Origin of the sequence: uncultured Sphingomonas sp. (genome assembly GCF_934560975.1) — a bacterium.
In the GTDB taxonomy this organism is placed as follows: domain Bacteria; phylum Pseudomonadota; class Alphaproteobacteria; order Sphingomonadales; family Sphingomonadaceae; genus Sphingomonas_I.
Window position 1 is genome coordinate 34,775 of sequence record NZ_CAKTFO010000005.1, and the last position, 24,947, is coordinate 59,721.

General features: G+C 68.1%; 28 protein-coding genes. 22 read left to right on the plus strand and 6 right to left on the minus strand.

The features are described from left to right. Nucleotides 1-89: 89 nt before the first annotated feature. On the minus strand, nt 90-1,649 hold the full coding sequence (locus Q0D93_RS05390) for a PAS domain-containing sensor histidine kinase (protein ID WP_294391928.1): 1,560 nt from the start codon (nt 1,647-1,649) through the stop codon (nt 90-92). Between the two features lie 130 nt (nt 1,650-1,779). On the opposite strand from Q0D93_RS05390, the gene Q0D93_RS05395 reads away from it, so the two are divergent. The 20 genes from Q0D93_RS05395 (at nt 1,780) to Q0D93_RS05490 (ending at nt 17,725) form a co-directional block, all read left to right on the plus strand. Beyond that, nucleotides 1,780-3,048 carry a glutamate-5-semialdehyde dehydrogenase gene (locus Q0D93_RS05395; RefSeq protein WP_294391929.1) on the plus strand — a complete coding sequence of 423 codons (1,269 nt, stop codon included), beginning with the start codon at nt 1,780-1,782 and terminating at the stop codon, nt 3,046-3,048. A gap of 86 nt (nt 3,049-3,134) precedes the next feature. Next, on the plus strand, nt 3,135-3,767 hold the full coding sequence (locus Q0D93_RS05400) for a nicotinate-nucleotide adenylyltransferase (protein WP_294391930.1): 633 nt from the start codon (nt 3,135-3,137) through the stop codon (nt 3,765-3,767). A 17-nt stretch (nt 3,768-3,784) separates the two neighbouring features. After that, nucleotides 3,785-4,201, plus strand: a complete 417-nt coding sequence (gene rsfS / locus Q0D93_RS05405; protein ID WP_294392107.1) for a ribosome silencing factor — start codon at nt 3,785-3,787, stop codon at nt 4,199-4,201. After that, nucleotides 4,202-4,624, plus strand: a complete 423-nt coding sequence (locus Q0D93_RS05410; RefSeq protein ID WP_294391931.1) for a 23S rRNA (pseudouridine(1915)-N(3))-methyltransferase RlmH — start codon at nt 4,202-4,204, stop codon at nt 4,622-4,624. Continuing rightward, on the plus strand, nt 4,625-5,428 hold the full coding sequence (locus Q0D93_RS05415; protein WP_294391932.1) for a M23 family metallopeptidase: 804 nt from the start codon (nt 4,625-4,627) through the stop codon (nt 5,426-5,428). 80 nt (nt 5,429-5,508) lie between these two features. Continuing rightward, nucleotides 5,509-6,870: a S41 family peptidase gene (locus Q0D93_RS05420; RefSeq protein WP_294391933.1), complete on the plus strand. Its 1,362-nt coding sequence runs from the start codon at nt 5,509-5,511 to the stop codon at nt 6,868-6,870. Continuing rightward, nucleotides 6,870-7,337 (plus strand): disulfide bond formation protein B, encoded by a 468-nt coding sequence (locus Q0D93_RS05425; RefSeq protein WP_294391934.1) that lies wholly within the window; start codon nt 6,870-6,872, stop codon nt 7,335-7,337. The genes Q0D93_RS05420 and Q0D93_RS05425 overlap by 1 nt, the downstream gene beginning before the upstream one ends. After that, entirely contained in the window at nt 7,334-7,858 is a 525-nt protein-coding gene (locus Q0D93_RS05430; RefSeq protein ID WP_294391935.1) for a demethoxyubiquinone hydroxylase family protein, read from the plus strand. The genes Q0D93_RS05425 and Q0D93_RS05430 overlap by 4 nt, the downstream gene beginning before the upstream one ends. 40 nt (nt 7,859-7,898) lie before the next feature. Further along, nucleotides 7,899-8,291: a hypothetical protein gene (locus tag Q0D93_RS05435; protein WP_294391936.1), complete on the plus strand. Its 393-nt coding sequence runs from the start codon at nt 7,899-7,901 to the stop codon at nt 8,289-8,291. 52 nt (nt 8,292-8,343) lie between these two features. Then, the gene (locus Q0D93_RS05440) at nt 8,344-8,694 is read left to right on the plus strand and encodes a hypothetical protein (RefSeq protein WP_294391937.1); all 351 of its coding nucleotides are present in this window, start codon (nt 8,344-8,346) and stop codon (nt 8,692-8,694) included. A gap of 104 nt (nt 8,695-8,798) precedes the next feature. Then, nucleotides 8,799-9,140, plus strand: coding sequence for a 50S ribosomal protein L21 (rplU, locus tag Q0D93_RS05445; RefSeq protein ID WP_294391938.1), 342 nt, complete (start codon nt 8,799-8,801; stop codon nt 9,138-9,140). 17 nt (nt 9,141-9,157) lie between these two features. Next, nucleotides 9,158-9,424 (plus strand): 50S ribosomal protein L27, encoded by a 267-nt coding sequence (rpmA, locus tag Q0D93_RS05450; protein ID WP_294391939.1) that lies wholly within the window; start codon nt 9,158-9,160, stop codon nt 9,422-9,424. Nucleotides 9,425-9,598: 174 nt separating this feature from the next. Beyond that, nucleotides 9,599-10,126: a GNAT family N-acetyltransferase gene (locus Q0D93_RS05455; RefSeq protein ID WP_294391940.1), complete on the plus strand. Its 528-nt coding sequence runs from the start codon at nt 9,599-9,601 to the stop codon at nt 10,124-10,126. A 162-nt stretch (nt 10,127-10,288) separates the two neighbouring features. Continuing rightward, on the plus strand, nt 10,289-10,714 hold the full coding sequence (locus Q0D93_RS05460) for a hypothetical protein (RefSeq protein ID WP_294391941.1): 426 nt from the start codon (nt 10,289-10,291) through the stop codon (nt 10,712-10,714). 311 nt (nt 10,715-11,025) lie between these two features. Continuing rightward, a complete protein-coding gene (gene obgE, locus Q0D93_RS05465) occupies nt 11,026-12,075 on the plus strand; it encodes a GTPase ObgE (protein ID WP_294391942.1) in 1,050 nt (349 codons plus the stop codon). Next, nucleotides 12,060-13,205 (plus strand): glutamate 5-kinase, encoded by a 1,146-nt coding sequence (gene proB / locus Q0D93_RS05470; RefSeq protein WP_294391943.1) that lies wholly within the window; start codon nt 12,060-12,062, stop codon nt 13,203-13,205. Before obgE ends, proB begins: the two co-directional genes overlap by 16 nt. Beyond that, the gene (locus Q0D93_RS05475; protein ID WP_294391944.1) at nt 13,202-14,104 is read left to right on the plus strand and encodes an NAD-dependent epimerase/dehydratase family protein; all 903 of its coding nucleotides are present in this window, start codon (nt 13,202-13,204) and stop codon (nt 14,102-14,104) included. Before proB ends, Q0D93_RS05475 begins: the two co-directional genes overlap by 4 nt. A 61-nt stretch (nt 14,105-14,165) precedes the next feature. Next, complete coding sequence (locus tag Q0D93_RS05480) at nt 14,166-14,414, plus strand: acyl carrier protein (protein WP_294391945.1); 249 nt, start codon at nt 14,166-14,168, stop codon at nt 14,412-14,414. Continuing rightward, complete coding sequence (locus tag Q0D93_RS05485; protein ID WP_294391946.1) at nt 14,414-15,679, plus strand: aminotransferase class I/II-fold pyridoxal phosphate-dependent enzyme; 1,266 nt, start codon at nt 14,414-14,416, stop codon at nt 15,677-15,679. Before Q0D93_RS05480 ends, Q0D93_RS05485 begins: the two co-directional genes overlap by 1 nt. 66 nt (nt 15,680-15,745) lie before the next feature. Next, on the plus strand, nt 15,746-17,725 hold the full coding sequence (locus tag Q0D93_RS05490) for an ATP-binding protein (protein ID WP_294391947.1): 1,980 nt from the start codon (nt 15,746-15,748) through the stop codon (nt 17,723-17,725). Between the two features lie 277 nt (nt 17,726-18,002). On the opposite strand, the gene aroC is transcribed toward Q0D93_RS05490, so the two are convergent. Genes aroC through Q0D93_RS05510 form a run of 4 tightly spaced genes read right to left on the minus strand, consistent with a single transcriptional unit; the run spans nt 18,003 to nt 21,815 of the window. Next, nucleotides 18,003-19,073, minus strand: coding sequence for a chorismate synthase (gene aroC, locus Q0D93_RS05495; RefSeq protein WP_294391948.1), 1,071 nt, complete (start codon nt 19,071-19,073; stop codon nt 18,003-18,005). Between the two features lie 13 nt (nt 19,074-19,086). Then, the gene (gene fabI, locus Q0D93_RS05500; protein ID WP_294391949.1) at nt 19,087-19,890 is read right to left on the minus strand and encodes an enoyl-ACP reductase FabI; all 804 of its coding nucleotides are present in this window, start codon (nt 19,888-19,890) and stop codon (nt 19,087-19,089) included. After that, on the minus strand, nt 19,890-20,831 hold the full coding sequence (locus tag Q0D93_RS05505; RefSeq protein ID WP_294391950.1) for a YihY/virulence factor BrkB family protein: 942 nt from the start codon (nt 20,829-20,831) through the stop codon (nt 19,890-19,892). Before Q0D93_RS05505 ends, fabI begins: the two co-directional genes overlap by 1 nt. Before the next feature lie 30 nt (nt 20,832-20,861). Then, on the minus strand, nt 20,862-21,815 hold the full coding sequence (locus Q0D93_RS05510) for a DnaJ C-terminal domain-containing protein (RefSeq protein ID WP_294391951.1): 954 nt from the start codon (nt 21,813-21,815) through the stop codon (nt 20,862-20,864). Nucleotides 21,816-21,933: 118 nt separating this feature from the next. Here Q0D93_RS05510 and Q0D93_RS05515 point away from each other — a divergent pair, with 118 nt between their 5' ends. Then, on the plus strand, nt 21,934-23,043 hold the full coding sequence (locus Q0D93_RS05515) for a putative zinc-binding metallopeptidase (protein WP_294391952.1): 1,110 nt from the start codon (nt 21,934-21,936) through the stop codon (nt 23,041-23,043). 91 nt (nt 23,044-23,134) lie between these two features. Beyond that, nucleotides 23,135-24,442, plus strand: coding sequence for a dicarboxylate/amino acid:cation symporter (locus Q0D93_RS05520; protein ID WP_294391953.1), 1,308 nt, complete (start codon nt 23,135-23,137; stop codon nt 24,440-24,442). Here Q0D93_RS05520 and Q0D93_RS05525 read toward each other — a convergent pair. Beyond that, nucleotides 24,439-24,942, minus strand: a complete 504-nt coding sequence (locus Q0D93_RS05525) for a methylated-DNA--[protein]-cysteine S-methyltransferase (protein ID WP_294391954.1) — start codon at nt 24,940-24,942, stop codon at nt 24,439-24,441. The genes Q0D93_RS05520 and Q0D93_RS05525 overlap by 4 nt on opposite strands. Nucleotides 24,943-24,947 lie beyond the last annotated feature (5 nt).

Genomic DNA, 24,947 nt, shown 5'->3' on the forward strand with positions numbered 1-24,947 from the left:
CCTATTTCCCTACGGACAAGTAGACAATGAAGCAGATCCTTGTCCGCCCCATAGCCTGACTTTGCGGGAGCGCGTTGGCGCTCAAGACGTCACAGTCCGCTGCCGCCCTTCGCCTCGGCATCGCCCAGCACCGCCAGCAGCGCATCGATGGTATAGGGCTTTTGCAGCAGGTCGAAGCCGTGGCTGCCTTCCTGCGCCAGCACATGGCTGTAGCCGCTGGTCAGCACGATGGGCAGATCGGGCCAGCGCCGCCGGATTTCATGCGCCAATTCGATGCCGGTCATGCCGGGCATCACCACGTCCGAAAAGACGAGGTCGAACGTGCCATGCCGATCCTCCAGAATGCGCAGCGCCTCGGCACTACCGGTTGCCCAGGTTGCGTCCTGCCCCAGTTCGCCCAGCAGGCTGTGGGCGAAACGGCCGACCACGTCATTATCCTCGACCAGCAGCACCGATCGCCGTGCGGCGGGCTGCACCGAAACCCGCGGCGCGGCAATCCCGTCCGGATCGACCCGCTCTCCGCCGATCTGCGGCAGATACAGGGTGAAACGGCTTCCCTCCCCCACCCGGCTCTGCACCGCCACCTCTCCGCCCGATTGCTTGGCGAAGCCGTAGACCTGGCTGAGGCCGAGCCCGGTGCCCTTGTTCACCTCCTTGGTGGTGAAAAAGGGTTCGAAAATCTGCTGAAGGGTGGCGGGCGCTATTCCACAGCCGCTGTCCTGCACCGTGATCGCGATAAAGGCACCCGCCACCGCCGCATGCCGGCGGACGGACGGCACCTGATCCGCCCGACGCGCCGAGATGGACAGACGCCCTCCCTGCGGCATGGCGTCCCGCGCATTGATGACGAGGTTCAGGATCGCGGTTTCAAACTGGTTGGGATCGGCATTGACGCGGCCGACATCGTCCGGGACGTCATAGGTGACCGCCACCGGCGATCCCACGGTGGTGTCCACGATCTGCTCCATGCCGCGCACGCGAGCGGCAATGTCGAACCGTTCGGGTTGCAGCGGTTGCCGCCGGGCGAAGGCCAGCAACTGGCTGGTCAGCTGCGCCGCCCGCTCCGCCGTTTCCACGATGCTGTCGACATAGCGCCGGCGCCTGGCATCCGGCAGATCGTCCCGCCGCAGCAGTTCGGCCGACGCGCGGATCACCGTCAGCAGATTGTTGAAGTCGTGGGCGACGCCACCGGTGAGCCGGCCGATCGCCTCCATCTTCTGCGCCTGGGCCAGTGCCTCGCGCGCGGCCTGCACCTCCTGCTGCGCCTGCCAGCGTTCGGTCAGGTCGCGGGTGATCTTGGCAAAGCCGATCAGCGCGCCGGTTTCGTCGCGCACCGGATCGATCACCACGCTGGCGCGGAACGGGGTGCCGTCCTTGCGGACGCGCCAGCCCTCATGCTCGAACTTGCCCCGCGCCGCCATTTCCAGCGCCCGGCGCGGCAGGTCGGACGCGCGGTCCTCGGCCGTGTAGAAGATGCTGAAATGGCGGCCGATGATCTCATCGGCGGTATAGCCCTTGAACCGCGCGGCACCGGGGTTCCAGCTGGCGACATGGCCGCCGCGATCCAGCAGGTACAGCGCATAGTCGCTGACCGCGCCGACCAGCAGCTCGAACCGGCGGTCGCCCCCAAGTATGTCTAGCTGGCTCATCGGAACGACGATATTTCCTTATCCACTGTCCGGAGGCGTCCGCTTGTAGCGTCAATCGACCACTAATCTACCATAGTAAGCCGGGCAGCGGCAGTGCGGCCTGACCTGCTTTCATGCTAGGCGCGCCGCCATGACCGACGAAGCAGCACGGGATCCCGCCGCCCTGATCGCAACCATGGGCCAGCACGCACGCGCGGCGGCGACGGTGCTGGCGACGGCCCCGACGCATGCCAAGGCGGCGGCGCTGAACGCGGCGGCCACGGCGATGCGGGACGACCGGGCCCAGATCCTTGCGGCCAATCGCGACGACGTGGCGCGCGCGCAGGCGGCGCAGCTCTCCGGCGCGATGCTGGACCGGCTGACGCTGACGCCCGCGCGGATCGAAGGAGTTGCGACGGGACTGGAGGCGGTGGCGGCGCTGCCCGACCCGGTGGGCACGATCATCGACCGGAGCGAGCGGCCCAACGGGTTGCGCCTGTCGCGCGTCCGCGTGCCGCTGGGCGTGGTCGGGATCATCTACGAAAGCCGGCCCAACGTCACCGCGGATGCGGGCGCGCTGGCGATGATGGCGGGCAATGCGGTGATCCTGCGCGGCGGCAGCGAGGCGAGCGCCAGCAACCGCGCGCTGCACGCCTGCCTGTTGCGGGGCCTGGAGGCGGCCGGCCTGCCCGCCGCCGCCATCCAGCTGGTTCCCACCACCGACCGGGCGGCGGTAGGCGCGATGCTGGCGGCGGCGGGACTGATCGACATCATCATCCCACGCGGCGGCAAGGGGCTGGTGGAGCGCGTGCAGGCGGACGCGCGCGTGCCGGTGCTGGCCCACCTCGACGGGATCAATCACCTCTATGTCGATCGCGCGGCCGACCCGGAGATGGCGCGCGCCATCGCGCTCAACGCCAAACTGCGCCGGACCGGCGTTTGCGGCGCGACCGAGACTTTGCTGATCGATCGCGCCTTTGCCAATCCGCGCCCGATCCTGTCTGCGCTGATCGACGGCGGCTGCGCGCTGCGCGGCACGCCGGACGTGTGTGCGCTGGAACCCCGCGCCGTCCCGGCCACGGCGGAAGATTGGGGCACCGAATATCTTGACGCCATCCTGTCGGTGGCGCTGGTGGACGGGGTGGAGGATGCGATGCGCCACATCGCCGCGCACGGATCGCACCATACGGACGCGATCGTAACGGAGGATGCGGCCACCGCCGAACGTTTCCTGGCGGAGGTGGACAGCGCCATCGTCGCCTGGAACGCCTCCACCCAGTTCGCCGACGGCGGCGAGTTCGGGCTGGGCGCGGAGATCGGCATCGCCACCGGCCGCCTCCACGCCCGCGGCCCGGTCGCGCTGGAAGGACTGACCACCTACAAATGGCAGGTGCGGGGCAACGGCCAGACGCGTGCTTGAAGCGGGCACGGGCAAGCGACACATGGGCGACATGAACAACCCCGTTGTCCCACGGTGACCTGCCCACGCCATCGCGGAGCCGCCGCATGATCCGCACCGGCCTGCTCGGCGGATCGTTCAACCCCGCGCATGGCGGCCATCGCCGGATCAGCCTGGAGGCGATCCGCGCGCTGGGGCTGGATGAAATGTGGTGGCTGGTGTCGCCGGGCAACCCGCTGAAGGAAGGCGCGCGCGACATGGCGCCGCTGGCCGCCCGCCTCGCCTCCGCGCACGCCCAAGCGCGCGGTGGGCGGATCCGGCCGACCGCGATCGAGCAGCAACTGGGGACCCGCTATACGGCCGATACGCTGCGCAAGCTTGTACGCCGCTTCCCCGATCACCATTTCATCTGGCTGATGGGTGCCGACAATCTTGCACAATTCCACCATTGGCAGCGTTGGCGCGAAATTGCCCGCACCATGCCGATTGCGGTAATCGCGCGTCCGGGTTATGATGGTCGCGCCCTCCGTGCCCCCGCAATGGGCTGGCTCAGGCGCTTCGTCCGGCGCCCAAGCCATGCGAAACAATGGACGATGTGGAGTTCGCCGGCGCTCGTGCTGCTGCGCTTCCGCCCCGATCCGTCTTCCGCCACGCAGGTGCGCGCCATTCGGCCCGACTGGCACTCATCCCTGACAACCCGAGGCTTGCGCGATCGCGTGTCGCGCCGGCCGCTCCCCTAGGAGGTTCCTTGCCTGCCATTGCTTCGCGTTCCGTCGAATCCCCGGCCGAGCCGGCCGACAGTATCGACGCGCTGCACCGCCTGATCCTGGAGTCGCTGGACGACGACCAGGCGATGGAAACCGTGTCCATCCCGCTCGCCGGCAAATCCTCGATCGCCGACTATATGGTGGTCGCGTCCGGCCGCTCCAGCCGCCATGTCGGCTCCATGGCGGGCAAGCTGGTCGAGAAGATCAAGGCCGAAACCGGTCGCAGCCCGCGGCTGGAGGGGATGCCCACGGCCGACTGGGTGCTGATCGACGCCAATGACGTGATTGTGCACCTGTTCCGCCCGGAAGTGCGCAGCTTCTACAATCTGGAGCGGATGTGGGCGTTCGGCGATGCCCCGCGCCCGCCGAGCGAGGCCGCCCCGAACGAGGCGATCGGCGCCGCCTGAGTGCTGCTGCATATCGTTGCGCGGGGCCGGATCGGCAGGAGTGCCGAAGCCGAGCTGGTCCAACGCTATCTGACGCGCGTAAACTGGCCCACGCGCGTCACCGAACTGCCCGATCGCGGCGGACGGGTGCCGCCGCTGGCGCCTTCCACCGTCACCGTTATGCTGGATGAGAAAGGCGACAGCCTCGGCTCCGTTGCTTTTGCCGAGCGGCTGGGCCGCTGGCGCGACGACGGGATGCGGGAGGCGCGCTTCCTGATCGGGGCCGCCGACGGTTTCGACCATGCCGAACGGGGTGAGGCCGATCTGCTGATCAATTTCGGGCGGATGACGTGGCCGCACATGCTGGCGCGCGTCATGCTGGCCGAACAATTGTGGCGCTCCACCAGCATCCTGGCCGGCCACCCCTATCATCGCGAAGGCTGAGTGGGCGTCGCGTTCGCCCTGATGCTGGCGACCGCCGCCGCCAGCCCCGAATCCCGTCTCGCGGCGCTGGAGCGGCAAGCCACGCGCCAGGAACAGCGCCTCGCCGCCGCGCAGGCGCCGCTGATCGCGCTCGCCGCCCGCATCCAGCGGTCCGCCTTGCACCCGCCGGCGATGGCGCTGGTGGATGCGAAGTCGGCAGAGGATCTGGTGCGCAGCCGGGCCCTGCTGCGCACGCTGGCGCCCGCCATCGCCGGCCAGACGGCGGAGCTGCGCCGCCGGATGATCACCACCCAGGCTGCCCGCGCGCAATTGGCGCAGGAGGTGGCGCGCCGCGCCGAAACCCGCGCCCGCTTCGGCAGCGTGGAGCAGGCCGCGCTCAACACCCGCCTTGCCGCTTTGCCCACGCCCCTGTTGCAAACGCCGCGCGCGGTCGGCGGCCCGGTATATCGGCTGCCGGCGGCGGGCCGCGTGGTCCTGGGCACGGGCGACCAGGTGGAGGGCGGCCGGGCGCAAGGCATCGCGCTGGCGACCGCAGGCGGCGCCCCGGTGCGCGCGCCGGCCGCCGGGCGGGTCGCCTATGCCGGCCCGTTCCGGGGCTATGGCGACATCGTGCTGATCGACCATGGCGGCGGCTGGGCCACCCTGCTCGCCGGTCTGTCGCTGGCGACGGTGGCCGCGCGCGAGCAGGTGGCGCAGGGTGCCCTGCTCGGCCGGATGGGGCGGGAGGCCCCGCGCCTGACGCTGGAGCTGCGCCATCATGGCCGCGCGGTGGATGTGGCGGGCATGGCGGCGCAACGTGGTTAGTCCCCCTGGATGCAAGACCGTTTCGTGCGCGCCACAGACGCGCTACAGGCATGGTCGACCGATGAAAGATCCCGCCTTCCATGCGTAAGATTCTGCTCCGTGGTGCCGGCCTTGTCGGGGCGATGGCGCTGCTGCCCGCCGTGACCGCCGGCCTCGCCCAGACCGAAACCGATACCTATCGCCAGCTCGACCAGTTCATGGCGGTGATGGAGCGGATCAAGGCCGATTATGTCGACAAGGTCGACGACAAGACCCTGATCAAGGGTGCGATCGACGGCATGCTCGCCAGCCTCGACCCGCATTCGTCCTACCTGGACGAACGCGATTTCAAGAACATGCAGACCACGACCGAGGGCAATTATGGCGGCCTCGGCCTGACGGTCCAGATGGACGAAGGCGCGGTCAAGGTGGTCGCGGCGAGCGAGGATACCCCCGCCTTCCGCGCCGGCATCAAGCCCGGCGACTACCTCACCAACATCGACGGCAAGCTGATCTACGGCGATTCGCTGGAGGATTCGGTGGAGAAGATGCGCGGCACGCCGGGCACGCAGATCCGCCTGACCATCGTCCGCCCCGGCCGCGACAAGCCGTTCGACGTCACCCTCACCCGCGAGGTCATCGAGATCAAGCTGGTGAAGTGGGAGGTGAAGAACAATGTCGGCGTGATCAACATCAACGGCTTCTCCAAGCCGACCGGACCCGGCGTGCAAAAGGCCATCTCCGACATCGAGGCCAAGACCGCCGGCCATGTGCTCGGCTATGTGATCGACCTGCGCAACAATCCCGGTGGATTGCTCGACCAGGCGATCGAGGTGTCCGACATCTTCCTCGACCATGGCGAGATCGTGTCCCAGCGCGGGCGCGAGAAAACCGACATACAGCGCTATTTCGCGGAGCGGATGGTGCGCGGCGACCTGGCCAAGGGCCGTCCCATCGTCGTGCTGGTCGATGCCGGCTCCGCGTCGGCAGCGGAGATCGTGGCGGCGGCATTGCAGGATCAGCGGCGCGCGATCGTGCTGGGCGAGCGCAGCTTCGGCAAGGGATCGGTCCAGACCGTGCTGCCCTTGAGCGACGAAACGGCGCTGCGCCTGACCACGGCGCGTTACTATACGCCATCCGGCCGATCGGTGCAGGAAGGCGGGGTCGAGCCCGACATCCTGGTGCCGCAGCTGAGCGACTCCGATTACAAGGCCCGCCCGCGCCTGCGCGAAGCGGACCTGCGCCGTCACCTGCTGAACCAGGCCAAGGTCGACAACAGCGTGCTGGAAACCGACACCAACCCCGATCCGCGCTTTGCCGCCACGCCCGATTCGCTGAAGAAAGCGGGGGTGACCGACTTCCAGATGGATTATGCGGTGAAGACGGTGGCGCGGCTCGGCATGCCGGCGGCGCAGACCGCTACGGCGGCTCCGGTCCCGGCGCGCGCGGGCAAGCGCCGCTGATGCTGGCGCCTGCCCGCCTGCTGGCACTTGCTTTGCCGCTGCTGCTGATGGCCGGCGCGCTGGGGTCGCAATATTGGGGCGGGCTGGCCCCGTGCGAGATGTGCATGTGGCAACGCTGGCCGCATTATGCCGCCATCGTCGCGGCGGCACTAGCCATCCTTGCTCGCCGCACGGCTTTGTCGCGGCCGCTGACCGTTCTGGCCGGGTTGCTGATCCTGACCAGCGGCCTGCTGGGCGGGTTCCACGCCGGGGTCGAATATGGCTGGTGGAAGGGGCCGCAGCATTGCACCGGCTTGGTCGCGAGCAACGGCGCGGACCTGCTGCGCCAGATCATGGCCGCGCCGATCGTGCGCTGCGACGTGCCGCAATGGACGCTGGCGGGCATCAGCCTGGCCGGCTGGAACTTCCTGTTTTCGGTCGCCGGCGCCGTGGCGGTGCTGGCCTTGAGCATAAGGCGCGTGCGATGACCCAATCCGATGCAAAGGCGCGTGCCGGCATGGTGCGCGTGGATCAGGCCGGCGAATATGGCGCGACCCGCATCTATGCGGGCCAGCTGGCGGTGCTGGGCGATCGCCATCCCATCTCGCGTTCGATCAGCCACATGGCCGCGCAGGAGGAGGCGCACCGCGCCCGCTTCGACGCGCTGATCGTGGAACGCCGGGTGCGCCCGACCGCGCTGGCGCCGCTCTGGAACATCGCCGGCTTTGCGCTGGGGGCCGCCACCGCCCTGATCGGGCCGGAGGCGGCGATGGCCTGCACCGCCGCCGTCGAGACGGAAATCGACCTCCATTATGGCGACCAGCTTGACCAACTGGGCGACAGCGACCCCGAACTGACCAGCATCATTACTCAATTCCGCGCCGAGGAGGTGGAGCATCACGACGCCGCCATGGCCGCCGGTGCGGAGCGTGCGCCCGGCTATCCATTGTTGTCGGCGGCGATCCGGCTGGGCTGCCGCGCGGCGATCCGCCTGTCCGAGCGGATATGATGCGGCGGCGGTGCGTTCGTCCTGCGATCAAGGAGTTTTGGTGATGTTCAAGCTTGCTTTGCTTCCCGCCGCAGCCGCGTTAGGCCTGACGTTGGGAGTAGCCGCACCGGCCTTTGCGCAGGCGGGCGGCAGCGCGCTGATCATCTACGGCAACGACAAGTGTCCCTCCAACACCGTCTGCATACGCGCGCTGGAATCCGAACGCTTTCGTATCCCGCGCACGCTCCGCTCGGCCCCGCTCGCGCCCAAGGACCAGCCCTGGTCGGCGCGCGCCAAGAGCGTCGCCAATGCCGGCGCGGCGACCGGCACGGGCAGTTGCAGCAATGTCGGCGGCGGCGGCTTCACCGGTTGCTGGAAGAGGGACATGCAACAGGCCCGCCAGGAAAACGACCAGAGCGCGGCGGCGGCCGCCGATTCGCCGGAGCCGCGCTGAGCCACCGCATCGTTCATGCTCCGCTCAGCGGGGCGGGACGATGATTTCCCGCATGAAGGCCCTCCTCCTCGCACCGGCGCTGATGATGGCGGTGGCGGCACTGGCGGCCGATCCGCCGCCGCAGCGTGTTTCCACCATGCTGGTGTTCGGCAACGACCCCTGCCCCAAATCGACGGAGGACGAGGTGGTGGTGTGCGCCCGCCAGCCGGAGGGGGACCGATACCGAATCCCGAAGAATCTGCGCAAGCACGCCTATAACGAGGCGCGCGACGGCAGCTGGTCCGGCACCGCCAAGGTGCTGGAGATGGTGAGTCGCCAGGGCCTGCCCAACAGTTGCTCGCCCATCGGCAGCTATGGCCAGAGCGGATGTTTCCAGCGGTTCCTGCAGGAGAACCGGCGCTGAACCAGCCCGACCTTGACAGTGGGGGCAATTGGACCTAGCTGGCGCGCTTTCGCAGGTCCCCTTCGTGGTGCGCCTGGGATCCGGAATCGAAAGTAGAGAGAGCCATGTTCGCAATCGTGCGCACGGGCGGCAAGCAATATCGCGTCGCCGCCGGAGACAAGATCGTTGTCGAGAAGCTGGACGGTGACGCCGGCGCCACTGTCACGCTGGGCGACGTGCTGCTCGCGGGCGACGGTGCGAACCTCCAGTCGGTCGACGGGCTGACCGTTTCGGCCGAAATCGTGGCGCAGGGGCGCGGCGACAAGGTGATCGTGTTCAAGAAGCGCCGTCGCCACAATTATCGCCGCCGCAACGGCCATCGTCAGTATCACACGGTCCTGAAGATCACCGCGATCGGCGATCACAAGGCCGAGAACAAGGCCGCCCCGGCGGCCGCCGAAGCCTAATCAGGAGCTAGCGAGCAATGGCACATAAGAAAGCAGGCGGCTCGTCGCGCAACGGTCGTGATTCGGCCGGCCGTCGCCTTGGCGTGAAGAAGTTCGGTGGCGAAACCGTCATCGGCGGCAACATCATCGTGCGCCAGCGCGGCACCAAAGTCTATCCGGGCACCAATGTCGGGATCGGCAAGGATCACACCCTGTTTGCGCTGACCGAGGGCCGCGTTGCCTTCCATCAGGGCAAGCTTGGCCGATCGTACGTCAGCGTTATTACGGCCATCGCGGCCGAATAAACGGACGAACGTGTAAACGGGTCGTCCAGTGGGCGACCCGAGATCCGGCCAGGCCGGATCGTCAGGGAGACGGGTCGCCCCGCCTCCCTTTTTTCATATCTCCCTGACCTCACACTTCCCTTGTCGCCGGAGCGTCACGCTTTGCTGGCAAGGGCCCACGCAGGGAGAAGATGCATGTTCGCAGTAACCGAACGGCTGCTGTTGCGGCCGGGCTGGGTCGAGGATGCACCAGCATTGGCGCATGCGATCGGCGATGGAGCCGACACCGCCAACCTGGATCACGTCCATTGGCCCGTTGGCGTACAGGATGCCGAAGCATTCCTGTCGCAATCGCCGTCGCCCCATCGGCCGCGTTTCCTGGTCGCCTTGCGCGACGGCAATCGCGTGATCGGCGGAGTCGCCCTGTCCGGCGACAGCGAGGCGGAACTGAGCTTCTGGATCGCACGCGACCATCGCGGCCGAGGCTACGCCACCGAGGCCGGCCGGGCCGTGCTGGCACTCGCCGATTCGACCTTGCGACTCGACCGGGTGAAGGCGCGGTGCGCCACCGACAATCTCGGCTCCGCCCGCGTGCTGCGCACGCTGGGCTTCCACTGCACCGGGCAGATCGCCCGGCTGGTCGGCGCCGGCCGTGGCGCAACGCTCGACGCGCGGGTCTGCCTGCGGGAACGGACACGCCCGTCGCACGCACTGGCGGCGTGACGCTCCGCCTGGCGTCCGCGCAACCGCGCCGTACCGACGCGTTGCGCGGATGTTAGAGCCGGTTTGCCTGCGTGGTTGCAGCGCGCCTTTCCCCTTTGCGCGCCTGCCCGGCCCTGACACCCGCCCCGCGGGCAGTGTCGCCTGCGGAGTGTGGGGTTGTTCATGCGCTTTGCGGGTTTCGGTGCCGCGATCGCGGCCGCTTTGGTCGGCACGGCCGCATCCGGCACCGTCGGCAGCTATCGCCATAACCAGCAGGGTACGCTGAACCCCGCCAATTACGCGTTCTGGGCGGCGGCGAACGGCGACCTGACCATGTACACGATGACCTCCACCGGCACCTACCTCAGCAAGCTGGGCGTGAAGGTGATCGGCAAGACGATCGCCAGCGGCATCCTGCCGTCCGGGTCGCGCGACTTCAAGGCCACCAATCTCGGCAAGGTCCTGGCCGGCGACTCGATCGAGTTCTTCATCGACGTCGATGATCGCGACGCCAGGGATACGCACCTCGGCACCTATTCCTCCGTCGTCGCGAACAATGCGGATGGCCTGCAGCACCTCTACGCCAGCACGCACCTCGCCGACCCGTGAAGCGGCGTACCGACCGGCACCTTCTTCGGGTTCGAGAATACGACCACCGGCGACGTCAAGGACGACTGCAATTACAACGATCATGCCTCCGTGGCGCGGGGCCTGACCCAGAACGCGCCGGCGCCGAAAGCCGCCACCGGGCGATGATGGTGCTGGGCTTCGGCGTGACCGGCGGCGCGCTGCGCGGCGGCCGCCGCACAGGCTCGGCGCACGCCTGACAGCCTGATCGTCCATCCCTGCAACGGGCCTGATCGCCGCCGGGAATGCGCGTGGCGCTTCCCCCATCGACGATCAGGCTCTAGGCAGCGGACATGCATTTTCTCGATCAGGCCAAGATCTTCATCCGCTCCGGCGCGGGCGGACCGGGCGCCGTGTCGTTCCGGCGTGAAAAGTTCATCGAATATGGCGGCCCCGACGGCGGCAATGGCGGCAAGGGCGGCGACATCATCTTCGAGGCGGTGTCCGGCCTCAACACGCTGATCGACTTCCGCTACGCCCAGCATTTCCGGGCGCAGCGCGGGCAGAACGGCGCCGGCTCCAACTGCACCGGGGCGGGCGGCGAGGATCTGGTGATTCAGGTGCCGATCGGCACGCAGATCCTGACGGACGACGAAGACCGCACGCTGATGGCGGACCTGACCAAGGCCGGGCAGCGGATCAATTTCCTGCGTGGCGGCGATGGCGGGCGCGGCAATGCCAGCTACAAGAGCTCCACCAACCGCGCGCCGCGCCAGCACGGTCCCGGCTGGCCGGGCGAGGAAATGTATGTCTGGCTGCGGCTGAAGCTGCTGGCCGATGCCGGTCTGGTGGGCCTGCCGAATGCCGGCAAGTCGACCTTCATCAACGCCGTCACCAATGCGCGCGCCAAGGTGGGCGCCTACGCCTTCACCACCACCCGCCCGCAGCTGGGCGTGGTCAGTCATCGCGAGCGTGAATTCGTGGTGGCCGACATTCCCGGCTTGATCGAAGGGGCGGCTGATGGTGCGGGCATCGGCGACCGTTTCCTCGGCCATATCGAACGCTGCCGCGTGCTGCTGCACCTGGTGGATGCCAATGACGAGGATGTCGCCACCAGCTACCGCGTCGTGCGCGACGAACTGGAGGCCTATGGCGCGGGGCTGGTCGACAAGCCGTTCGTGGTCGCGCTCAACAAGATCGACACGCTGGACGAGGAACTGATCGCCGCCCTTTCCGCCGAGTTGCAGGAGGCGAGCGGCGCGGAGGTGTTCGCCATCTCCGGCGCGGGCGCGATCGGGCTGGAGCCGGTGCTGGACCGCCTGCAGGCGGCGATCGGCAGCGAGGGGTCGAGCGTCGATGACGACGACCAGACGGAGGATGTGATCGAGTGGAGCCCGCTCTAGCCACCCCTGCCGACCTTTGGAACGCGGCGCTCTTCCCGCCATCGTCCTGCCCGCGCCTGGTGGTGAAGATCGGGTCGGCCCTGCTGGTCGATCCGGCGGGCAGCGTGCGTCGCGGCTGGCTGGAGGGCATTGCCGCAGACATCGCCGCGCGCGCGCGGGCCGGTCAGCAGGTGATCGTCGTGTCCTCCGGCGCGATTGCGTTGGGCGCGCGGAGGCTAGGCCTGCCCAAGGGCGGACGCGCCAGCCTGGAGGATGCGCAGGCCGCCGCCGCGACCGGCCAGATCGCGCTGAGCCAGGTCTGGGCGGAGGTGCTGGGCGCATCCGGCCTGGTCGCCGCGCAGATGCTGGTGACGCTGGACGATCTGGAGGAGCGCCGCCGCTACCTGAACGCCGCCGCCACGCTCGACCGGCTGCTGGGCTTGGCGGTGGTGCCGATCCTCAACGAAAACGACTCGGTCGCGACCGAGGAAATCCGGTTCGGCGACAACGACCGGCTGGCGGCGCGGGTGGCGCAGGCGGCGGGAGCACAGGGGGTGGTCCTGCTGTCGGATATTGACGGGCTGTACGATCGCAACCCCGCTTTGCCCGGCGCGGTCCATATCCCACGCGTGGAGCGGATCGATCCGGCGATCGAGGCCATGGCCGACCGTGGCTCCGCCTCCGGCATGGGATCGGGCGGCATGGTGTCCAAGATCGCGGCGGCGCGCATCGCCAATGCCGCCGGCGCGCAGCTGGCGATCGCGTCCGGCCGGATCGACCGACCGCTCTCCACCCCCGCCCGCCACACCCTGTTCGCGGCGGAAAAGGCCGCGCCCGCCCGCAAGGCGTGGCTGGCGGGCGGGCTGACCGCCAAGGGCATGATCCATGTCGATGCGGGCGCGGTCGAGGCATTGCGCGCGGGCAAGAGCCTGCTTGCCGCCGGGGCCACCCGCATCGAAGGCCGATTTTCGCGCGGTGATCTGGTGGCGGTGATCGCACCGGACGGCATGGGCGTCGCGCGCGGCCTGATCGAATATGGCGACCAGGATGCCGCGCGGATTGCCGGCACCCGGCGCGAGGATCATGCCGAACGGCTCGGCTATGCCCCGCGCGCGGCCCTGGTCCATCGCAACCACATGGCCTTGCTGTGAAGCTGGCGATCACCGGCGGCACGGGCTTTGTCGGCTCGCACCTGATCGAGCGCGCGGTGGCGGCGGGGCATGCGATCCGCGCGCTCGCCCGCCGGTCGCAATCCGAACGGCCGGGCGTCAGCTGGATCGAGGGGGCGCTGGACCGGCCGGATGCCCTCGCCCGCCTGGTCGAGGGGTGCGAGGCGGTGATCCATGTCGCGGGCGTCATCAACGGCAGCCCGGACGCGTTCCGACTCGGCAACATCGTCGGCACCGAAGCCATGCTGGATGCCGCGGCCGGGGCCGGCATTACGCGCTTCATCCACATCTCCTCGCTCGCCGCGCGCGAGCCGCAACTATCGGCCTATGGCTGGTCGAAGCGCGAATCGGAGGATCCGGTGATCGCCGCCGGGGGCGACTGGACCATCATCCGCCCGCCCGCCATCTACGGCCCGCGCGACCGCGAGATGCTGGAACTGTTCCGCCTCGCCAGGCGCCGGGTCGTGCCGCTGCCGCCGGGCGGGCGATTGTCGGTGATCCATGTCACCGACCTGTGCGACCTGATCCTCGCCTGCCTCCACCGCGCCGACAGCCATGGCCGCACGTTCGAGCCCGACGATGGCCGGCCTGGCGGCTGGGGCACGACCGAACTGGCGCGCGCCATCGGCACCGCGGTCGGCACCAAAGTGTTGCCGCTGCCATTGTCGCGCCGGTTGCTGGTCGGCGTCAGCGCGGCCGAGCGGCTGGTGCGCGGACGCAAGGCCAAGCTGACGCGCGACCGCATCAACTATTTCACCCATCCCGACTGGACGGCATCCGCCCATGCCCTGCCGCCGGCGGAGCTGTGGCAACCGCGCATCCCGACCGAACAGGGCCTGGCCGCCACGGCACGGTGGTATCGCGCCCACAACTGGCTTTGAACCGCCGCACCGCCGCCGCAATCGCTTGGCAACGTCCCGCCACTGTCCCAAAGAGCCACCCATGAGCCAGCATCCCGAAATCTTTGAGCGCGTTGCCGAACAGATCGAACCCTTCAACAAGAAGGACATCGACCTGACCGAATCCACTACCTTCGCCGGCGACCTCGAATGGGACAGCCTGACCGTGATGGACTTCGTGGCGGCGGTCGAGGACGAATTCGACATCCTCATCACCATGAACATGCAGGCGGATATCGAAACGGTCGGCCAGCTGGTGGACACCATCGCCAAGCTGAAGGCCGCCGCCTGATGACCGACGCGATCGACACGCCGGACGACCTGACCCTGGCCGACCTGCCGACCCCGGCGGGCGCGCGCGACCTGTTCGCCAAGTTCCGCCCGCTGATCCAGGAGCGCGAGGCGTTGCTCGCCACCGGGGTGCGCGATCCGTTCGCGATCGTGATGGACCAGGTGCTGTCGCCGACCCGCGCGATCATCAAGGGCCAGGAGACGATCCTGCTCGGCACCTACAATTACATGGGCATGACGTTCGACCCGGACGTGGTCGCGGCGGGCAAGAAGGCGCTGGACGAATATGGCGCCGGTACAACCGGCAGCCGCGTGCTCAACGGCACCTATCAGGGCCACAAGGAATGCGAGGACGCGCTTAAATCGTTCTACGGGACCGAACACGCGATCGTCTTCTCGACCGGCTACCAGGCCAATCTCGGCGTCATCTCCACGCTTGCGGGCAAGGGCGACTACATCATCCTCGATGCCGACAGCCACGCCTCCATCTATGACGGCTGCTGGCTGGGCAATGCGGAGATCGTGCGCTTCCGCCACAACAGCGTCGAGGATCTGGACAAGCGCCTCGGCCGCCTGCCCAAGGACGCCGGCAAGCTGGTCGTGCTGGAAGGCGTATATTCGATGTTCGGCGACATCGCCCCGCTGCCGGAGATGGTGGCCGTCGCCAAGAAGCATGGCGCGATGATCCTGTGCGACGAGGCGCACGGCATGGGCTTCTTCGGCCCCAATGGCCGTGGCGTGTATGAGGAGCTTGGCTGCGAGAAGGATATCGACTTCGTGGTCGGCACCTTCTCCAAGTCGGTGGGCACGGTGGGCGGATTCTGCGTTTCCAACCATCCCGATTTCGAGGTGCTGCGCCTCGTCTGCCGCCCGTACGTCTTTACTGCCAGCCTGCCGCCGAGCGTGGTCGCCACTGCCGCCGCCTCGATCCGCAAGCTGATGCACGCCGGCGACAAGCGCGCGCACCTGTGGAAGAACAGCAAGTGGCTGCACCAGGGCCTGCGCGACCTTGGCTACCGGATCGCGACCGAGACGGCGCAATCCGCGATCATCGCGGTGATGCTGCCCGATCAGGAAACGGCGGTTAGCTTGTGGCAGGCGCTGCTGGAAGGCGGCGTGTACGTCAATCTGGCGCGTCCCCCGGCGACCCCGGCGGGCACCTTCCTGCTCCGCTGTTCGCTCTGCGCCGAACATTCGGACGAGGAGGTCGGCCAGATCCTGGAAATCTTCGCCGCGGCGGGGCGGAGCGTGGGCTGCATCGCCTGACTCGAGGTTAACATTCGCTTCAAGCCTTTCCGCTAATGCGGAGGAGGTTTAATTTGGCGGATGCAGATGGAGAACATTTCGGCCCGGTCAGGCGATATGCCGAACCTGCGCGCCAAGGTGCTGGTCGGCATTGTCGCGTTCATGGCGGCGTTTCTGCTGGTGGCCTTGCTGGTCCTGGTGCAACGCTCCAACGAGGAGCGCGACTCCGCCCTCGCCCGCAAGCAGCATAGCTATCAGGTGGTGCTGCTCACCCATGACGTGGACGGCGCGCTGGCGCGGGCGGAGGCGGCGCTCGGCCGGTTCGTGATTGACGGCGACCGGCGCACGGGCACATCCTATTACGACGCCTGGCGGCAGGCCGGGCGGCTGCTGGACGATCTCGACCGGTTGATCCGCGACGATTCCAAGCAGGCGCAACGCATGCGCCTGCTGCACCAGCTCTACACCAGGCGCGGCCAGGAACTGGCGCTGCCCGCCACCCGCGCCAATTACCAGCAAGGCTGGCCCGCTTTGTCGCTGTTTGCCCGCGCCGGCCGGTCGCCCACGCTGCCGCTGATCAGCCGCACCCTGCACGAGGTTGCGGAGGCGGAGGTCACCCTGCTCGACGTGCGGGCCGATGTCGCCGCCGCGCGCACCGATCGTGCCAACACGCTCGCCCGGTTGCTCTCGGTCGTGGGCGTGCTGCTGGCCTTGTCCGTGCTCGCGCTCGGCTATCTGCTGATCTTCGCCTTTGCCGGCCGCCGGACCGCGCGCGAACGCGCGGACAGCGAAGGGGATCGCGCTGCCGCCCTGGCCCATGCGGTGGAGGAACGCACGCTGGAACTGAGCGAAGCCAATCGGCGGCTGGTGGAGGAGGCCCGCACCCGCGAGGTCGCCGAACAGAAATTGCGCCAAATGCAGAAAATGGACGCGGTCGGTCAGCTGACCGGCGGCATCGCCCACGATTTCAACAACATGCTGGCGGTGGTGCTGGGCGGTCTGGAAATGGCCAAGCGCCGGGTCGAGGAACAGGCAGAGGAGGCGAGCCGCCATCTGGACAGCGCGATGGAAGGCGCCACCCGCGCCGCCGCTCTGACCCGCCGCCTGCTCTCCTTCGCCCGCGCCGAGCCGCTGCTGCCCGCCGCCGTGGAGCCGGGCCAGTTGCTGCGCGACATGTCCGATCTGGTCGATCGCACGATCGGGGAACGGATTGAGGTTCGCATCCTGTCCGCCGCCAATGTCTGGCCGGTGTGGGTCGATGCGTATCAGCTGGAAAACGCGATCCTGAACCTGGCCGTGAATGCGCGCGACGCCATGAACGGGGTCGGACGGGTGGAGATGAGCGCGCTCAACAGCCGGCTGGCCGATCAGGAGGTCGGCACCCTGCCCGCCGGCGAATATGTCCGCATGGCGGTGAGCGACAATGGCTCCGGCATATCGCAGGCGACGCTGGAACGCGTGTTCGAGCCGTTCTTCACGACCAAGCCGGTGGGACAGGGCACGGGGCTGGGCCTCAGCCAGATATTGGGCTTTGCGCGCCAGTCCGGGGGCGATGTCGCCATCTCCTCCGTGGTCGGCCAGGGCACCACCGTGTCCATCTACCTGCCCCGCCACCAGGGCGCGGGCACGGCGCGGCCGCCCGAGCCGGCGGAGCCTGTCGTCGCCGCCGGGACCAGGACCGCGACCATCGCGTTCGACGATGTCATCCTGGTGGTGGAGGATGATGCCCGCGTGCGTGCCGCCACCGGCGAGGCGCTGAAGGAACTGGGCTATCGCCACGTCCTGTGCGGATCGGGCGCGGAGGCGATCCAGCGGCTGGATGCGGGCGAGCGGTTCGGGATGCTGATGACCGACGTGGTGATGCCGAGCATGACCGGCCCGGAACTCGTCCGCACGGTGCACACCCGCTATCCCGACCTGCGGGTTCTGTTCGTCACCGGCTATGTCGGGGAAGCCGGCGAAGCGGAAAACTTCAAGGGCGCGGAGGTGCTGCGCAAGCCCTTCACCCTGCGGGCCTTGGCGGAGGCGCTGCAGGCGCTCAACCCCGCCACGCCCCGCGCGGCTTAGGATCTTTCCGCCCGTTCGAATTGACGCAATGCTCCCGCGAAGGCGGGAGCGCAGGAGGCGGAGCGATGTGGCCCGGACTGCCAGGCTCCCGCCTTCGCGCTAGCACCGGCGCGCTGTTACACCAGCGCAACCCTGAATCGCGACCGGCACTGGCGTTTCCAGGCTACCACGCCCCGTGCTCCTACGAACGCAGGAGCCCAGAACCACCAGGCAAAATCCCTCGCCACCTGCGCTCCTGCGTTCGCAGGAGCACGCGCTAGATCGTTGAGAACCCCCGCTAGCGGCCGGTCTGCGCCCGGTGGAGCAATTTCTGATCGGCCAACACCAGCGCCATCATAGCCTCCACCACCGGCGCGCCACGAATGCCGACGCAGGGGTCGTGCCGCCCCTTGGTGCGGATCTCGGCCGCCTCACCCTCGCGGGTTACGGTTTCCACCGGAGTCAGGATCGAGCTGGTGGGTTTGAACGCGACCCGCATCGTCACCGGCTGACCGGTGGAGATGCCACCCGCAATGCCCCCGGCATGGTTGGCGAGGAAGTCCGGCCCGTCGATGCCCGGACGCATCGGATCGGCATTCTGTTCGCCGGACAGCGCCGCCGCGGCGAAGCCGTCGCCGATCTCCACGCCCTTGACCGCGTTGATCGACATGGCCGCCGCCGCCAGTTCGCTGTCGAGCTTGGCGTAGAGCGGCGCGCCCCAGCCGGCGGGTACGCCGGTTGCCTCGGCCGCGATCACCGCACCGAGCGAGGAACCGGTCTTGCGCGCCTCGTCCACCAGCCCTTCCCATCGGGCCGCGGCCACGGGATCGGGACAGAAGAAGGGATTGGCGTCGACCGTGTCCGCATCGAAATGGGCGCGGTCGATCGCGTCGCCGCCGATCGCCTCCACCCACGCGCGGACCGTCACCTCCGGTATCACCAGCCGCGCCACGGCACCCGCCGCCACCCGCGCCGCCGTCTCGCGCGCCGATGATCGCCCGCCGCCGCGATAGTCGCGAAAGCCGTATTTGGCGTCATAGGCATAATCGGCATGACCGGGGCGATAGGCCCGGGCGACCTCAGAGTAATCCTTGGACCGCTGGTCCACATTCTCGATCATCAGGCTGATCGGCGTGCCGGTGGTCCGCCCCTCGAACACGCCCGACAGGATGCGGACCTGGTCCGGCTCCTGTCGCTGCGTGGTGAAGCGCGACGTGCCCGGCCGGCGCTTGTCGAGAAAGGGCTGGATGTCCGCTTCGCTCAACGCCAGCCCGGGCGGGCACCCGTCCACGACGACGCCCAGCGCCGGCCCGTGGCTTTCGCCCCAGGTCGTGAAGCGAAACACCCGGCCGAAGCTGTTCCAGCTCACGCGCTGCCCCGGTTCACGCGAGGGCGATGTCCGGCGCGTCCTCGGCCTTCATGCCGATGACGTTGTAGCCGGCGTCGACATGGTGGATCTCGCCGGTCACGCCGCTCGCCAGGTCGGACAGCAGGTACAGGCCCGCGCCGCCCACATCCTCGATCGTCACGTTACGGCGCAGCGGCGAGTTCAGCTCGTTCCACTTCAGGATGTAGCGGAAGTCGCCGATGCCGCTGGCGGCCAGCGTCCTGATCGGGCCCGCCGAAATGGCGTTCACCCGGATATTCTCCGGCCCCAGATCCATCGCCAGATATTTCACGCTGGTTTCCAGCGCCGCCTTGGCCACGCCCATCACGTTGTAATGGGGCACCACCTTTTCCGCGCCATAATAGCTCAAGGTCAGCAGCGACCCGCCATTGGGCATCATCGCCCGCGCGCGCTTGGTCACGGCCACGAACGAGTAAGCCGAAATGTTCAGCGTCAGCAGGAAATTGTCGAGGCTGGTGTCGACATATTTCCCACGCAGCTCGTTCTTGTCGGAAAAGCCGATTGCGTGGACGACGAAGTCGATCGTCGGCCAGCGTTCCGCCAGCTTGGCGAACGCAGCGTCCAACGCATCCATGTCGCCCACGTCGCAATCGATCAGCAGGTCGGAGCCGACCTGCTCCGCCAGCGGGCGCACCCTTTTCTCCAGCGCTTCCCCCTGGTAGCTGAACGCCAGTTCGGCGCCCTGCGCCGCCAACGCCTGCGCGATCCCCCAGGCAAGCGACCGATCATTGGCGAGGCCCATGATCAGCCCCCGCTTACCCTCCATCAGCCCGGCCATCATTCCTCCTGCTGAGCATAGCTTTGCCCGCTCCTTACGCTGCGTTGCGGGGTTTCCGCCAGTGCCGCATTGAGATGCGCGCCGATCACCAGCCCAAAGCCCACCAGCCAGAAGAAGAACAAGGCGATGATCACGCCCGCAAGGCTGCCATAGGTCCGGTCATAGCCCCCCAGGGCAGCCAGCACGCGCGGCAGCCCCATCGTGGTCACCACCCACCACACGGCGGTAAAGGCCGCACCCGCCCATTTCGGGCAGCGCGCCCAACGATATTTGCTCGGCGCCAGCGTGTAGAAGACGAGGTAGAGCGACACGAACAGTGCCAATCCCGGCGCCAGCCGCGACCAGCCGATCCAGTTCAGCACCTCATCCGATACGGGCAGCAGGCGCGCAACCAGCTGCTCCACGCCGGTCAGCAGCAATTGCAGGCTGAAAGCGAGCAGCATCAGCACCACCGATCCCATTACCAGCGCCACCGACATCAGGCGATAATGCCAGAACGGCTTGGAATAAGAGACACCATAAGCGCGCCGCAGGATGTCGCGGATCGTCTCGATGAAGCTGCCGGTGGTCCACAGCCCGACCAATCCGCCCAGCCACAGCAGCGATCCGGTGCGCTGCGCCAGCACGTCGCTGATCGGCTGGCGGATCAATTCCCGCACCGACCGCGGCAGGGTGCGCAGGAAGCTTTCCACCGCCAGCGTGGTATCCGGCCCCCGTCCCAGCGCATGGGCCAAAGCGGCGGTGACGATGAAGAAGGGAAAGAGCGAGATCAGCGCGAGGTAAGCGAGGTTGCCGGCGTGGATGAAGCCGTCCGAATAGACGCCAACACCGACCCGCTTCACGATCTCCCACCCGCGTCGATAGCGCGGAATATGGTCCAGCGCCTCCGGATTGCCCCGTTGCGCCCGCTGTTCCGGCGACGCCGGGGAAACCTTTTGCAAATCCGCGCCCTTCCACCGCTTCCGCGGTGGCTATACGCCCAGATCGGCGCGCGGGTTGCGGTCCCTTTCCTCGCCCCAGCCCTCGGCGAACGCCTTCAGCGCCGGGTCGTCGGCCGGCACGTCCACCATCAGGGTCACCAGCTGATCGCCGCGCGTGCCGTCGCGGCGATGAAAGCCACGTCCTTTCAGGCGCAGCACCTTGCCGGAATTGGAGCCCGGCGGGATGGTCATCATGACAGCGCCCTCCACCGTCGGCAGCCTGATCTTGGCGCCCAGTACCGCCTCATCCAGCCGGATCGGAAGGTTGACGCGGACATCGTCGCCGTCGCGGGTGAAGAAACGGTGCGGCTTCACCTCCACCGTCACCATCGCGTCGCCGGCGCCGCCCGCGCCCGCTTCGCCCTGCCCCGCCAGCCGCATCGGCGTGCCGGCGACCGCTTCGGCCGTCAGCTTCAGATCAATCGTCTTGCCGGACGACAGGGTAATGCGCTGCGGCTTCAGCGCCGCCGCCTCGTCCAGCTCCACCGCCAGGCGATAGGCCACGTCCGCGCCCTTTTGCGGGCGGGATCGCGCGCCGAAGCCGCCAAAGCCGCCGCCAGCGCCGCCGCGCTGCTGGCGCCCGCCGCCGAACAGCCCTTCGAAAATGTCGCTGAAATCCCCGCCGCCGCCAGCGTCACCGAACTCGAACCCGCCGGGTGCACCGCGGGTCGCGCGAAAGCCGCCACCGCCGCCGCCCTGGCCGAAGCCGAACGGCATCTTGGGATTGCCCTGCTCGTCGATCTCGCCGCGATCATATTGGGCGCGCTTGCCGGTGTCGGACAGCAGATCATAGGCCTGCGTCACCTCCGTGAAGCGGGCGGCGGCCTGGGGATTGTCCTGGTTGCGATCGGGGTGGAGCTCCTTGGCCAGCTTGCGGTAGGCCTTCTTTATCGCGGCCTCGTCCGCGCTGCGCGCCACGCCCAAAGTCGAATACAGATCTGCCATCAGCCCTCCTCGCCCACGATGTGCGGGGCGGATGGGCGTTCCACAAGGGCAAAGTGGCACAAAGCACAAGCGGCGGCGTTGTCCGGCCGTCTCCACCCCCAATTCCCAGGTGACGCGCATGAAGCCTTATCCCTGCCCCAATTGCGGCCGGCCGACGCATTTCGAGGTGCGGGTCTGCCCCAATTGCGCTTTCACGCTGGGTTACGATCCGGACAGCGACCTGCTGCTGTTCCTGGGCGACAATGCCACCACCTGGCGCGACTCGGGGGGCGAGGCGCACGACCTGGTCGTGTGCGCCAACAACAACGATTATCAGATCTGCAACTGGCTGGTGCCGGCGACGGGCGAACAGCCGCTCTGCCGCGCGTGCCGGCACAACCGCACCATCCCCGATCTGACCGCGCCGACCGTGCCCGAACGCTGGGCCCGGATCGAGGCCGCCAAGCGCCGGCTGTTCCACACCCTGCTGCGCCTGCGCCTGCCGATCGAGACGCAGGCGGAGGCGGAGGCGAACGGCACCACCCCCGGCCTGACGTTCGACTTCCTCTACGATCCGGTGGGGGAGGAGACCGGCACGGTGCAGATCACCACCGGCCACGAAAACGGCCTCGTCACGCTGAACCTGATCGAGGCCGACGACGTCCAGCGCGAGCGGATGCGGACCTCGCTGGGCGAGCCCTATCGCACCCTGCTCGGCCATTTTCGGCACGAGGTCGGCCATTATTACTTCGCACGCCTGATCGAAGGGACGGCGGAGGTGCTGAACTTCCGTCGTTTGTTCGGCGACGAACGGATGAGCTACGAGGAGGCCAAGTCCAAACATTATGGCGATGGCGGCTCCGGCTGGTCGACCGACTATGTCTCGGCCTATGCCACCATGCATCCGTGGGAGGATTTCGCCGAAACCTTCGCGCACCTGATGCATATCATGGATGCGCTGGCCACCATCGGCGGCTTCGGCATGCGCATGACGCAATGGCCGGGACATGAAGAGCAGCCATCGGTGGATTTCGATCCCTATGCCGCCGAAACCGGCCCGTTGGTGGCCGAATGGGGCCCATTCGCCTTTGCCGAAAATGCGATCAACCGATCGATGGGGCAGCCCGATCTCTACCCCTTCCACCTGTCGGAAACGATCGTCGCCAAGCTGGATTACATCAACCGGCTGCTGCAACGCGCCGGCCAGGGCGACATCGCCTCGAAAGATCCGCAATATCGCCCCGAATGAGCCGCGCGGCGCCGACGGGCCCTGATCCGCTTGGCCACCGCGCAGAAATGCTTGTTTGTTACGGCGGGATCGTACCGCCACTTGGTGTAGCATGACCACGACGTTCGCCCGCCAGCCGCGCTTCTCGTTCGGGATGCAAGTCGCCCTCGGCATGATCGCCGGGCTGGCGCTCGGCCTGCTCGCCCGGCAGCTATCCGGGGCGGACGGGGTGTTGGGCACGACGCTGCACACGGTCGGCCAGATCTTCATCCAGTTGCTGAAGGCGCTGGTGCCGCCGTTGGTGTTCACCGCCATCGTGGGGTCGATCGCGGCGTTGCGCGACCTCCAGAATGCCGCCCGGCTGGTGGCGCAGACCCTGTTGTGGTTTGCCATCACCGCCCTGATCGCGGTGGTGATCGGCATTGCGCTGGGCCTGCTGCTGGAACCAGGCGTGCGCGCGGGTGCGAACCCGGCCGCCGCAATTGTGCCCGCGACGACCGGATCGTGGTTGGATTTCCTGAAGGGGCTGGTGCCCGCCAACCTGCTGGGCCTCACCGCCAAGACGACGCTGAACGACGGCGGCGCGGCGACTGTCCTGAACTTCAACGTCCTGCAGATCATCGTCGCGGCGATCGCGATCGGTGCCGCCGCGGTGCGGGTGGGCGAAGCAGGGGCGCCCTTCCTCGCCTTCAACGCGTCGGCGCTGGCGATCTTCCGCCGGCTGCTCCGCTGGGTGATTGCGCTGACCCCGATCGGCTCCGCCGCCCTGATCGGCGACGCGGTGGTGCGTTACGGGTGGGAGACATTGTCCTCGCTCGGCGCCTTTGCCGGTGCGATCTATCTCGGCCTCGGGCTGGTGCTGCTGGTGGTGTATCCGACCCTGCTGGTGCTGCACGGCCTCAGCCCGAGCTGGTTCTTCCGCAATGCCTGGCCCGCCATCCAGCTCGGCTTCGTATCGCGGTCGTCGGTCGGCACGCTGCCGGTGACCGAGGAAACGACCGAGCGCGCGCTGGGCGTACCGCGCGCTTATGCCGCCTTTGCGGTGCCGCTGGGTTCGACGACCAAGATGGACGGGTGCGCGGCGATCTATCCGGCGGTGTCCGCGATCTTCGTCGCGCAATTCTTCAACCTGCCGCTGCACCTGTCGGATTACCTGCTGATCGCGGTCGTATCCGTGCTGGGCTCGGCCGCGACGGCAGGGCTGACCGGCGCAACCGTCATGCTGACGATGACGCTGTCCACCCTCGGCCTGCCGCTGGAGGGGGCGGGGCTCCTGCTGGCGATCGACCCGATCCTCGACATGGGCCGCACCGCCGTCAATGTGGCCGGGCAGATGCTGGTGCCGACCATCGTCGCGCAGCGCGAGGGGATGTTGCCCGCGCCGAATCGGCGGACTCCCGCCCCGGCGCTGTCGGCCTAATCCATCACCCGCCAGAGCTGCTGGTCGCGCCGTTCCAGGTCGAGCAGCACGCGCTTTGCCGCCAGCCCGCCGGCAAAGCCGGTCAGCGCGCCGCCGGAGCCGACCACGCGGTGGCAGGGCGCGATGATCGAGATGGGGTTGCGCCCGTTGGCGGCACCCACCGCGCGCACCGCATCGGGGCGGCCGATTCGCCGCGCGACGTCCGCATAGGTCCGCGTTTCGCCAAAGGGTATGTCGAGCAGGGCACGCCACACCGCGACCTGAAAAAGGGTGCCCCGGAAATCCAGCGCGATGGTGAAGCTCTCCCGCCGTCCCACGAAATAGTCGGCCAGCTGGCGCGCACTCTCCACCAGCACGGGATGGTCGGCCCGTTCGGTCGAGGACGGTAGCGGGACGCGCGCCGGATCGTCGTCCGGCCACAACACGGCAACCAGCCCCTCATCCCCCGCCACCAGGGTCAGCCGCCCGACCGGCGAGTCGATAACGGTCCGCGCCAGCATCGGCG